The sequence below is a fragment of the Bradyrhizobium guangzhouense genome (assembly GCF_004114955.1).
Lineage (GTDB): Bacteria > Pseudomonadota > Alphaproteobacteria > Rhizobiales > Xanthobacteraceae > Bradyrhizobium > Bradyrhizobium guangzhouense.
This window is the reverse complement of sequence record NZ_CP030053.1, coordinates 3408621-3420655: the sequence shown is the minus strand read 5'-3', so window position 1 is coordinate 3420655 and position 12035 is coordinate 3408621. Positions and strand designations below refer to the sequence as shown.

The 12035-nt window shown below is 64.1% G+C and carries 9 protein-coding genes; 2 read left to right on the top strand and 7 right to left on the bottom strand.

The window, feature by feature from the left end; all coding sequences use genetic code 11:
* The first annotated feature begins 244 nt into the window (after nucleotides 1–244).
* Complete coding sequence (locus tag XH91_RS16555; protein WP_206733540.1) at nucleotides 245–1834, top strand: FAD-binding oxidoreductase; 1590 nt, start codon at nucleotides 245–247, stop codon at nucleotides 1832–1834.
* 54 nt (nucleotides 1835–1888) lie between these two features.
* Here the strand turns inward: XH91_RS16555 and XH91_RS16550 are convergent, their stop codons facing one another.
* From XH91_RS16550 to XH91_RS16540, 3 genes are read right to left on the bottom strand one after another with little or no spacing between them, the layout of a single operon-like run.
* Complete coding sequence (locus XH91_RS16550) at nucleotides 1889–3385, bottom strand: SLC13 family permease (RefSeq protein ID WP_128951556.1); 1497 nt, start codon at nucleotides 3383–3385, stop codon at nucleotides 1889–1891.
* Between the two features lie 45 nt (nucleotides 3386–3430).
* Nucleotides 3431–5530 (bottom strand): acetate--CoA ligase family protein, encoded by a 2100-nt coding sequence (locus XH91_RS16545; protein WP_128951555.1) that lies wholly within the window; start codon nucleotides 5528–5530, stop codon nucleotides 3431–3433.
* Nucleotides 5531–5534: 4 nt separating this feature from the next.
* Entirely contained in the window at nucleotides 5535–6326 is a 792-nt protein-coding gene (locus XH91_RS16540) for an enoyl-CoA hydratase/isomerase family protein (RefSeq protein ID WP_128951554.1), read from the bottom strand.
* Nucleotides 6327–6646: 320 nt separating this feature from the next.
* On the opposite strand from XH91_RS16540, the gene XH91_RS16535 reads away from it, so the two are divergent.
* Nucleotides 6647–7438 carry an IclR family transcriptional regulator gene (locus tag XH91_RS16535; RefSeq protein ID WP_128951553.1) on the top strand — a complete coding sequence of 264 codons (792 nt, stop codon included), beginning with the start codon at nucleotides 6647–6649 and terminating at the stop codon, nucleotides 7436–7438.
* A gap of 21 nt (nucleotides 7439–7459) precedes the next feature.
* On the opposite strand, the gene XH91_RS16530 is transcribed toward XH91_RS16535, so the two are convergent.
* The 4 genes from XH91_RS16530 to proS all read right to left on the bottom strand — a co-directional run bounded on the left by XH91_RS16530 (nucleotide 7460) and on the right by proS (nucleotide 12020).
* Nucleotides 7460–8233 carry a helix-turn-helix transcriptional regulator gene (locus tag XH91_RS16530; protein ID WP_128951552.1) on the bottom strand — a complete coding sequence of 258 codons (774 nt, stop codon included), beginning with the start codon at nucleotides 8231–8233 and terminating at the stop codon, nucleotides 7460–7462.
* Between the two features lie 384 nt (nucleotides 8234–8617).
* Entirely contained in the window at nucleotides 8618–9322 is a 705-nt protein-coding gene (locus tag XH91_RS16525) for an ABC transporter ATP-binding protein (protein WP_128951551.1), read from the bottom strand.
* 7 nt (nucleotides 9323–9329) lie between these two features.
* The gene (locus XH91_RS16520) at nucleotides 9330–10610 is read right to left on the bottom strand and encodes a lipoprotein-releasing ABC transporter permease subunit (RefSeq protein ID WP_128951550.1); all 1281 of its coding nucleotides are present in this window, start codon (nucleotides 10608–10610) and stop codon (nucleotides 9330–9332) included.
* Between the two features lie 90 nt (nucleotides 10611–10700).
* On the bottom strand, nucleotides 10701–12020 hold the full coding sequence (proS, locus tag XH91_RS16515; protein WP_128951549.1) for a proline--tRNA ligase: 1320 nt from the start codon (nucleotides 12018–12020) through the stop codon (nucleotides 10701–10703).
* Nucleotides 12021–12035 lie beyond the last annotated feature (15 nt).

Below are 12035 nucleotides of genomic sequence, written 5' to 3'. Positions count from 1 at the left end.
CATCCCTGCCGGCTCGCTTTACGGCGCAGCTTCGCCGAGACATCGGTCGAGCACCGCCTGGAGATCGGGAATGAATCGTCGCCACTTTCTAGCTACTGCTCTCTCCCTGGCCGCGAGCCCGGCCCTTGGCGCGCCGCAAGCGGACATGGCCGCCACAAGCCGCCCGCGGCCGGGCCAGGTGGGCTGGCCTTCGGATGCGGACTGGTCGGCGTTGAACCGAGCAACGTCGGGACGCCTCACGCGCGTGACACCGCCGAAACTCGCCCCGGCTGAGGCGAAACAGCTCCTGGCGAATCCGTTCTACATCGGCGATCAACCCGGTCTGACGGAAAGTTCCGGCTGGTTCGAGGCCTGGCGCTCCGAGCCCAGCGCCTACATGGTCGCGGCGGAAAGCTCGGCGGACGTCGTCGCGGCTGTGCGCTTCGCCAAGGTGCACAATTTGCGCCTCGTCGTGAAAGGCCGCGGTCACAGCTATTTTGGCGCCTCCTGTGCGCCGGATTCGCTGATGTTGTGGACCCGCAAGATGGACGCCATCACCGTTCATGACGGTTTCATTCCCCAAGGCTCAAGCTCCAAGCCGGTTCCGGCTATCACAGCGGGCGCCGGTTGCATGTGGCTTCACGCCTACCAGGCGGCCACCGGCGCCGGGCGATACGTTCAAGGTGGCGGCTGCACCACCGTTGGTGTCGCGGGTCTGGTGCAGGGCGGCGGATTTGGCAACTTTTCCAAGGGATTTGGTACGGCGGCGGCGAGCCTGCTCGAGGCCGAGATCGTGACGGCCGACGGCGAAATTCGTGTGGTCAACGAAGCGCGCGAGCCTGAATTGTTCTGGGCGCTGAAGGGCGGAGGCGGCGGCACTTTCGGCGTCACCACGCGGCTGACGCTCGCGACCCATCCGCTGCCCACATCTGTCGGTGCGGTCAACGTCACCTTACGCGCACGCTCCGACGACGCCTACCGCAAGCTCTTGGCCCGCTTCGTCGCGTTTTGCGCGACGAGCCTGTGCAATCCGCATTGGGGCGAACAGGTTCGATTGTATCCCGACAACCGTCTCGAAATTCGCATGGTCTTCCAGGGACTGACAACGGACGAAGCGCGTGCAGCTTTCAAGCCCCTGCTCGATTTCGTTGCGGCCAACCCTGACGATTTCGGCGGCAAGGACTCGATTGAAGTCGTGGGCGTGCCCGCCCGCTATTTCTGGAACGGTTGGCTTTATCGCCTGTTCGCCCGCTCCGCGGCCAACTTCGATGGACGTTCTGGCGCGCCGTGGACCGATTATTGGTGGAAGGGCGATGGTGAGCAGGTCGGCGCCTTCTGGCACGCCTACACATCGGCCTGGTTGCCAAGTTCGCTCCTCAGCCAGCAAAGCCGAACTCTCCTCGTCGACGCGTTGTTCGGCGCAAGCCGGCACTGGACGGTCGGCCTGCATTTCAACAAGGGCTTGTTCGGTGCATCGCCTGATGTGATCGCAAAAGCAAGAAATACGGCGACGCATCCGGACGCGTTCGACGCGTTCGCTCTTGCCATCATCGCAGCCGCCGGCCCGACCACTTTCGGCGGCCTTGCCACGCCCGATCCCGATCTCGCCAAGGTGCATCGAGACCGCGTGAACGCCGCGATGCAGGCGCTGCGCACCGCGGCGCCGAACGCCGGCGTGTATGTCAACGAGTGCGATTATTTTCAATCAGACTGGCAGAATGCGTTGTGGGGCCCGAACTATCAACGGCTGCTGGACATCAAGCGGCGCTACGATCCGGATGGACTGTTCTTTGTGCATCATGGCGTCGGCACCGAAGGCTGGAGCGCGGACGGATTTACCCGCCTGCCGGCGTAGGACGCAAGTTCGTGGCACCTAATTTGGACGAGGCGACGTCCTACACCGGCGTGTTCACGTCCAAAGACCGACGAGCGGCCAATAGGTGAACATGAACAGCACGATCAAGCCATACATGATGGCCGCGAGCGGCAGGCCCAGGCGCATCATGTCCCGCGTCGTGAAACCGCCCGCGCCATAAGCGATCATGGCTGGGGCCGAGGTCACGGGAATGATCGAGAGGCACTGCGCGATCAGGGCGACACCGAGCACGATACCGACGATTGGCAGCGCGGGATTATTCAGAGATACCAGAAAGCCGATGATCGCAGGTGTGATCGCGGTGAGACACGACGTGATGCTGGTAAAGCAAAAGCGAACGAAGAACACGACGACGAAGATCATGATCGCGAGCGCTGTAACCGACAACTCCCCCATCCCCGACTCGACGAACGCGACCTTCGCCAACCAGGCCGCCCCTCCGGTCTTGGACAGCATCTCGGCCATCGAGATGCCCGCGCCGAACAACAGGATCGAATTCCAGTCGATCCGCTTGTAGAGGTCATTGCAGGTGGTAACGCCGACGCCTGGCAAAACGAGCAGCAGCACGCAGAAAACCGAAATGGCGGACGCCTCGACGTGGTGTATCTTGTCAGTCGCCCAGAGCAGGATCGTCACCACCATGATCGCTGACGCTCTCTTTTCAAGGCTCGACATCGGCCCTAATTCCGCGATCCGCGCGGAGACGTAGTCGCTCCCTCCCGGCAATTCTGTGAATTCAAATTTGAAAAGCCGGGTCACCAGAACATAGAGCGCACCGGAAAACACCACAGTGTACGGGAAAAGGTAGATCAACCAGTCGACATAACTGACCTGGATTTGGCCGGCGCCGGTGAGGAAGTTGACCATCACCGGATTGGGCGCCGCGCCCGTGAGGACACCGACCCCGGTCACGGATGGCAGAATGCCCGCCAGCAGCAACATTGCCTTGCCGATCTGGCTGCTGCGCGGCAGACCAAAAGCCTCCGTCAATCCGATTACGATCGGAACCAGCGTTGCAGCGCGCGCAATCACCGATGGAATGAAGAAGGTGAGTGCAAATGCGGTCAGGATGATCCCGAGCATGATCGCATGGGTCTTTGCACCGACCAGCTTCAGGATCAGATAGGCAACGCGCTTCTCGAGACCCGTGCTCGTAATTGCTGCGGCCATTGCAAGCCCTGCCGCGACGAACAGCCAGCCGCCGTTCGAGAACCCACTCAGCGCAAGCGGGATGGCCTTTGCCGTTCCAAGGATTGGCCCAACCCCGTTCGCGGCAGGTGAAAACCCGAGAGCCAGTATCAGCAGAAGCACAAGCGCAACCGCGCTGACGCCGTACGGAATGGCCTCGGTGATCCACATCAGCACCACGAAGACCATCACGGCGATGACACGCTGCCCGGCAAGCGAAAGACCGGCGGGCGACGGCGCCATGATGATGGCGGTCATGATCGCAAGGCCGATCAGAACGCTCAGCAATTTCCTGGCGCTGACCTCGGTCGTCGCGGACCCGGCATGAACCAGTGTCGACATGCATATCCTCCATGTTTTTTCGATATCGGCGAGCGCCGGGCTTGATCAGACCGGCCCGGCTGGTCCAAGCACCGCAACGCCATCAGCGGCCCGCACGCCCTGTCCGGCCGCCAAGGCGAACACCGGATTGATCTCGGCCTCGATCAGGCGCCCGCCGAGCGCTGCCGCCATCTCCGAGAAGGCCACGACGGTCGAGACAACAGCCTCGACGTCGGCTTTTGGTCGTCCTCTGAATCCGTCCAGCAGCGGCCTGGTCTTGAGCTCACGCAGCATTGAGCGCGCATCCTCGCGGCTCAATCCGCCCTGCGCCGGCAGGAGGCGCATGGTCGTATCCTGGAACAGCTCCGCGGTGACACCGCCCATGCCGAGCAGAACGGCCGTTCCTAGCGGATCGCGGTGCAACCCCAGAATCAACTCGGTGCCACCAGAGACCATTTCCTGCACGAGGAAGCGTTGCGGCCGCTGGCCGGTCGCGGCTTCCACATCTTCAGCCATGCGCGCCAGCCGACGACCGATGGTTTCGGGCGTGAGATTGAGGGCGACGCCACCCACGTCGCTCTTGTGCGTGATCTCGCCGGAGAGGATTTTGAGCACGACCTTGCCGCCGAGCTCGCGCGCCGCCGCCTCCGCCTCGGCCGGCGTCTGGACGACCCGCTCTGCGACCGTGGGAATGCCGAACCTGGCAAAGAGCGCCTTTGCAGCGGCCTCGTCGAGCGAGCCCGCGGGGATATCGCTGACATCGACATGGTTTGCAGCGCCCACGACGACGTCGCTCTGCAACGGCTGCGATGCCCTCAGCAGGCCGGAGAGCGCGGACGCACAGCTTTCCGCCGATGTGTAGGCCGGCACACCTTGCGCCGTGAGAGCCGACCCGACATTCGGCGCGTGCGGACTGACATAGGCGATGATCGGCTTGCCGGACATCGGCAGACAATCACGGATGGCATCGGCAAGCAGCGCGGGTGAGCCGACTGCCGACGACCCCGCAATGACAGTCAGCGCATCATAGGACGGGCTGGCCAGCAGGGCACGGATGGCTCCTCGCAGCACGTCCGGTTCGAGGCCAGCCAGGGTCAGGTCGACCGGGTTGCGGTCGAGATTGGCGTGGGACCCGGATTGCAGCGATCTGAGCTGGGCCGCGGTCTCGCCGTCGGGCGCAGGCGTCTCGAACCCGGCGACGCCGAGGCTGTCGGAGACGATCGTCCCGGCACCCCCGGTCGATGTGAGGATCGCCACGCGCTTGCCGGTGAGCATCCTGCCGGCGGCAAGGGCCGCCGGAATATCGAGCAGTTCCTCAAACGTCTGCGCCCTGAGCACGCCGAGCTGACGGAACAGGGCGTCGTACATCCGGTCCGATCCGGCGAGAGCGCCAGTGTGCGACACGGCTGCCTTCGCGCCGGCTTCCGAGCGACCGATCTTGAATGCCACAACAGGCTTGCCTGCCTGCCGTGCCTTGCGCACCGCTTCGCGGAAGCGGAGCGGATGACGGATCGCCTCGATGTAGAGCGCGATCACGCGGGTCGCCTCGTCCGCCGCAAGAAATTCAATGAAGTCCGAAAGCTCCAGATCAGCCTCGTTGCTGGTTGATACCAGCTTCGACAGCCCGATCCCGCGCGCGGCGGCGCGCGAGAGCAGCGCCCCGAGGATTCCTCCGCTTTGCGACACCACTCCGATCGAGCCGGCGGTGAAATGATCCATCGCCAACGCGCCCGAGGCAGAGAGGACGATGTTGTCGGTCAGGTTGACGAGCCCGATGGTATTGGGGCCGAGGAGCCGCATCGCACCGGCAGCCTCGATGAGCTGCCTCTGGCGCAGCGCCCCCTCTGCGCCGGTTTCGGTGTAGCCGCTGGCAAGAACGATCGCGGCGGCAGCGCCGCGCTGGGAGAGCTCTCGCACGGCAAGATGCGCGCGTTCCGCCCCCAAGAGAACGATGCCGACATCGGGCACGGCAGGAAGCGCGGCGACCTCCGGATAGCACATGAGTCCGGCGATACGTTCAACCTTTGGGTTGACGGGATATATCGCGCCGGCAAAGCCATGCTTTTGCAGGAACGACACCGGTCGTCCCGACGTCTTTGCGGGGTCGGCGGACGCGCCGATCACCGCAACGCTCCGCGGACGAATGAGGCGGGCGATCGCGTTCATGACATCATTCCTTTCCAGAGGATTTGGACAGGAACGCCACCACCGCATCACGGTGCTCGGCGCTGGTATAGCAGATCGCTTGCGCCTGACTGCCGAGACCGAAGATCTCGTGGGCCGATCGCTCGAACGTCTGGTTGAGAATACCCTTGCCCAACGCCAGCGCCGTCGGTGACGCCAGTGCCAGCTCTGCGGCCCAGGCTTGTGCAGCGGGAAGCAGCTCGCTGGCAGCCACCTTGCGATCGAGAATGCCAAGCGCAAGCGCTTCCTCGGCTTCGACCATACGGCCCGTGAAGATCAGCTCCTTCGCCTTCGCAAGGCCGACCCTCCGCGGCAGAAAGTACAGGCCGCCGCCATCCGGGATCAATCCGCGCCTGATGTAGGACCAAGTGAGTTTCGAGCGCTCCGAGCCGATCAGGAAATCGCACGCGAGGGCGGTATCGGCGCCAAGACCAGCCGCGGCTCCGTTCACCGCCGCGATGGTGGGCTTGGGAAGGTTGAGCAACAGGGTTTGTGCGCGGTGCACGCCTTGTTGCCTGCTCCAACCGTTGAACGCGACCTCACCTTGCGGTGCGTCCAGGCGCCGCTTCATCCCGCTGATATCACCGCCAGCGCAAAACGCGCTGCCGCGTCCAGTCAGGACCAGCGCCCGGATCGCACCATCGGCGGCAACGCGCTGCAGCGCATCCACGAATTCGGAGCGCATCTCGTCGCTCATGGCGTTGCGGCGATCAGGCCTGTCCAGCACGATCGTGGCAACGCCTGACGCAACGGAGAATTCGATCAGTTGATAAGTCATGTACGAGCCTTGTTCTGCACCGGGGCGCCCAATGTTCATCACGAAGGACGCGTCATTTCGGCCGTGTCGGCAGATACCGACCCGGGTGTCTCGGCGCGTAGCGCCTGGGGGATAAGCGAGATTTCGTTCCAGACCGAAGTCTGGCTTGTCGAAGCCGCGGAGCGGATCGCGCCGGACGGTTACCTCAGCGGGTCTTCAGACATTGCGTTTCGTACTCCCGACGGGACTTGGTTCTGATTTATTGCTTGCCTCTATACCGGACTGCCATAAAAGCGAATATCGGTCATTTCCACTGGATGGAATGAGCTTGAGGAGCCGACATGGCCTTGCCACGGCAGTATTCCGGCGGCGCGAACGGCAACAGGTCGCTGGAAAGAGGCATCGAAATCCTGCGCGCCTTCCGGCCCGGCGTCGACACGCTCGGCAACGGCGAGATCGCCGAACGCACCGGCCTACCCCGCTCCACCGTCAGCCGCCTAACCAAGACGCTGGTCGCTTTCGGCATGCTCGACGAGATCCGAGCGGAGCGGAATTATCGGCTGGCGGCCGCGGTTCTCAGCCTTGGCCACGCCGTTCGCATGGGCTCTCCGGCGCTCAAAGTCCTCGGTCCCCTGATGCGGGCTGAATCGACGCGGCGCAAGTTGAACGTCGGTCTCGCGACCGCCGACCGCGCAATGATGGTCTACCTGGAATCCATTCGCTACAATCCGCGCCCGACGTTGCGCAGCATCGTCGCCGGCCAGCAGGTTCCGATGGAGCTGACCTCGCTGGGCCGCGCCTATCTCGCAGGCATCCCGGACAGCGAACGCGACAGGCTGATCGCGCAGTTCAGGCGACGCAGTGCCGCCGCAACCAGGGCGCTGGTCGCCGACGTGCAGAAGTCAATTCGCGCCGTCAGACGCGAAGGCTATTGTGCCGCCTCCTGGCAGCCAGGCGTGCTCGCCGTCGCCACGCCGATCGTCGTCGAGAGCCTGCCGGTCTATGCCATCAACATGAGCCTGCAGGACCTCGAGCCCGGCGACGATCTTGCCAAGGAGATTGGCGGCTACCTGATGGCGTTCGCGGCACGTTGCAAGGAAGCCCTCGGCGGCCTGCAAGATTTCGCGCAGTGAGTTAAACCTTGGTTGCCGGACTCACACCGGCGTGTAGATCACGAGCTTCAGTGCCGGATCGTCATTGGCCTGAAAGCTGGCGTGCTCGAAATGCAGCACGCCCTTGGTCGGATGGGTCATGGTCTTGCGGCCCGACAAGGTGCCGTGCACCTCGTGCGCGCCCCACCATTTGACGAACTCGGGACTACCTGCGCGCAGGCGCGTCAGCAATTCGGCAAAGGCGGGATCGCCGGCCCAGACGTCGTGGCTGGCGCGAAACATCGCGACCATGCGCTTGGCGACGTCAGCCCAGCCTGCCCCGTAGGATTTCCGGGTCTTCTTGTTGGTCATCATCAACAGCAGCGTGTTGCGATCCTCTTCCGGCAGCCGGCCGAACGCGAAGATCTCCTCGGCGGCCTCGTTCCAGGCCAGCACGTCCCAGCGCCTGCCCGTGATGTAGGCCGGATGCGGCAGGCTCTCGACCAGGCGCCGAATGGCCGGCGGCACCACTTCCCGGACAAAGGGACGCCGATCGCCATCGCGCGCGAGGTCCTTGAGATGCGCATGCTCGGTCTTGCTCAGCCGCAACGCGCGCGCCAGCGCATCGACCGTCGTGACCGACGGGCTGACGGTGCGCCCCTGCTCGAGGCGGATGTACCAGTCGACCCCGATGCCGGCGAGCTGCGCCACCTCCTCGCGCCGCAGCCCCGCGGTGCGCCGCCTCTGGCCCGCGGGAAGGCCCACGTTCTTCGGCGACAGCTTTTCGCGGCGGGAACGGAGGAAATCACCGAATTCGACGCGGCGGGGGTCGGCCATGGAGTGGTCCTGCGGACGGAGGGCTTGGGAGTGCTAGGATAATACCAGGTGTCTTGCAGCTGCAAGATCGACGTATGAAATCCATGGCTATTCGGCTGCGCGCATTTGCTGTGCGAGCGTCGTCGGTTGTTCTTTCCAAGGTCGCGCGAATGCGCTCGGAACCGCCCCGTCACCGAGTTAGCGTCCACGGAAGATTGATCCAGCGCAGTGAGCGCGTGTCGCACGATTTCTGCAGAACCATGAACTTCACCTACGAAGTTCGCTCCATAGGTCCTAGCGCCGTCGCGGCGGATCGGCCTGATTGATCAGGGGCCTGCGTCGCCTCACCCCTGATGTAGCCGGCCGCGGCCGTCTACTGTGCATGGGGTTGTTTTCGACTTTTGCTTATTCGAGCTCGATGACCTGGCCGTTCGCCAGCGACACGCGCCGGTCCATGCGGCCGGCGAGCTCCATGTTGTGGGTCGCGATCAGCATCGAGACCTTGGTCGCCTTGACCAGCTGCATCAGCGCCTGGAACACGTGGTCGGCGGTGTGCGGATCGAGATTGCCGGTCGGCTCGTCCGCCAGCAGCACGCGCGGCGCATTGGCGACCGCGCGCGCGATCGCGACGCGCTGCTGCTCGCCGCCCGACAGCTCCGCCGGGCGATGCGTGATGCGGTCGCCGAGGCCGAGATAGCCGAGGATCTCCTTGGCGCGCTTGACGCTCTCGGACTTCTTCAGGCCGCGGATCATCTGCGGCAGCATGACGTTCTCCAGCGCCGAGAATTCCGGCAGCAGCCGGTGCGACTGGTAGACGAAGCCGATGTCGCTGCGGCGGAGCTGGGTGCGCTCGATGTCGGGCAGCTGCGAGGTCGGCGCGCCGTTGACATAGACCTCGCCGGAATCGGGCGCCTCGAGCAGCCCCGCAATGTGCAGCAGCGTCGACTTGCCCGACCCTGATGGCGCGACCAGCGCGACCGACTGCCCCGCCCACAGCGCCAGCTTGGCGTTGTCGAGGATCGTCAGCGCCGCTTCACCCTGGAGGTACTGCCGCCTTATCTCGTGGAGATAAATGACCGGTACATCCTCAGCCCCCTGCTGCTGCTCCATCAGCCCCTCACTCGTAGCGCAGCGCTTCGACCGGATCGAGGCGCGCGGCGCGCCACGACGGGTACAGCGTCGCCAGGAACGACAGCGTCAGCGCCATGATGACGACGGCCGTGGTCTCGCCGACGTCGATCTCGGCGGGCAGTTTCGACAGGAAGTAGAGCTCCGGCGAGAACAGCTCGGTACTGGTCAGCCAGGACAGGAATTGCCTGATGGATTCGATGTTGAGGCAGATCACGAGGCCAACCAGGAAGCCGACCAGCGTGCCGACCACGCCGATCGAGGCGCCCGTGATCAGGAAGATCCGCATGATCGAACCTTGCGAGGCCCCCATCGTTCTCAGGATCGCGATGTCGCTGCCCTTGTCCTTCACCAGCATGATCAGGCCGGAGACGATGTTGAGCGCGGCGACCAGCACGATCATGGTCAGGATCAGGAACATCACGTTGCGCTCGACCTGGAGCGCGTTGAAGAAGGTCGAGTTGCGCTGCCGCCAGTCGACCAGGAACACCGGCCGTCCCGCGGCCTCCGTCACCGATTTGCGGAAGGCGTCGATCTTGTCGGGGTTGTTGGTGAAAACCTCGATCGAGGTGACGTCGTTGCTGCGGTTGAAATAGGCCTGCGCCTCGGCGAGCGGCATGAAGACGAACCCGAGGTCGTATTCGGACATGCCGATCTCGAACACGGCGACGATCTTGTAAGGCTTGATGCGCGGCGTCGTGCCCATCGGCGTCACCGCGCCTTTCGGCGCCACCAGCGTCACGCTGTCGCCGGCATGCAGCGACAGCTGGTCGGCGAGCCGGCGGCCGATCGCGACGCCCTGCCCGTCGTCAAAGCCCTCGAGCGAGCCCTGCTTGATGTTCTTGGCGATCGAGGTGAGGTTGTTGAGGTCGTCGGAGCGGATGCCGCGCACCAGCACGCCCGAGGCGTTCCAGGGCGAGGACGCCAGCGCCTGGCCGTCGACCACGGGGGCAGCTAGCCGGATGCCCTGGACCTGGCTGATGCGCTCGGCGACGTCCTTCCAGTCGGTCAGCGGCGATTCCAGCGGCTGGACCAGAATGTGGCCGTTCAGCCCGAGGATCTTGTCGAGCAGTTCCTTCCGGAAACCGTTCATCACCGCCATCACGATGATCAGCGTGGCGACGCCCAGCATGATGCCGAGGAAGGAGAACCCGGCAATGACCGAGATGAATCCCTCCTTGCGCCGCGCCCGCAGATAGCGGGCCGACAGCATCCACTCGAAGGGTGCGAACGGCGCAGTTTGGACGGTTTCGGTCATGGTTTCATCCATCGCTCGATAATCCCATGATTCGGGGTCAATTGTGGCCGGATTGGCGGCCGCGATCTCGGGCGATGAACAATATTCAGCCGACCAGACTTATCAGCCCACAAGTCTTGCAACCGCGTCCGCTGGCGACATGGTCTCGCGGGAGCCGTCACTGCGCTTCTTGATCTCGACCTTGCCGTCGGCCAGCCCCTTCGGCCCGATCATGATCTGCCAGGGAATACCGATCAGGTCGGCGGCGGCGAATTTGGCGCCGGCGCGCTGGTCGGTGTCGTCGTAGAGCACGTCGACGCCCTTGGCCATGAGCTCCGCATAAAGCTTCTCGCAGGCCCCATCGACAGCCGCGTCGCCCTGCTTGAGGTTGAGGATCGCGACGCGGAACGGGGCCACCGCCTCCGGCCATTTGATGCCGGCCTCGTCATGGCAGGCCTCGATGATGGCACCCAGCAGGCGCGAGACGCCGACGCCGTAGGAGCCGCCGTGGATCGGCACGTCGACGCCGTCGGGGCCCGCCACCATCGCCTTCATCGGCTCGGAGTACTTGGTCCCGAAATAGAAGATCTGGCCGACCTCGATGCCGCGGGTGTTGACACGCTTGTCGGCCGGCACCTCCTGCTCGAAGCGCGTGGCGTCGTGCACGTCCTCCGTCGCGGCATAGACTGAGGTCCATTGCTTGATGATCGGCGTCAGATCGCTGTCATAGTCGACGTTCTCATCGGGCACAGGCAGGTCCAGCACGTCGCGATTGATGAAAACGCCGGACTCGCCGGTCTCGGCCAGCACGATGAACTCGTGGCTGAGATCGCCTCCGATCGGGCCGGTCTCGGCGCGCATCGGAATCGCCTTCAGCCCCATCCGCGCAAAGGTGCGCAAATAGGCCACGAACATCTTGTTGTAGGCGACGCGTGCAGCGGCCTCGTTGAGGTCGAAGGAATAGGCGTCCTTCATCAGGAATTCGCGGCCGCGCATCACGCCGAACCGCGGACGCTGCTCGTCGCGGAATTTCCATTGAATATGATAGAGATTCAGCGGCAGGTTCTTGTACGACTTCACGTACGCGCGGAAGATCTCGGTGATCATTTCCTCGTTGGTCGGCCCGTACAGCAGCTCGCGCTTGTGGCGGTCGGCGATGCGCAGCATCTCCGGACCATAAGCGTCGTAGCGGCCGCTCTCGCGCCAGAGCTCGGCGAGCTGCAGCGTCGGCATCAGCAGTTCCAGCGCACCGGAGCGGTCCTGCTCCTCGCGCACGATCTGCTCGATCTTCTTCAGCACCCGGAAGCCGAGCGGCAGCCAGGCGTAGATGCCCGCGGCCTCCTGCCGGATCATGCCAGCGCGCAGCATCAGCCGATGCGAGACGATCTCCGCCTCTTTCGGATTTTCCTTTAGGATGGGCAGAAAGAACCGCGACAACCGCATGACAATACTCTGGGA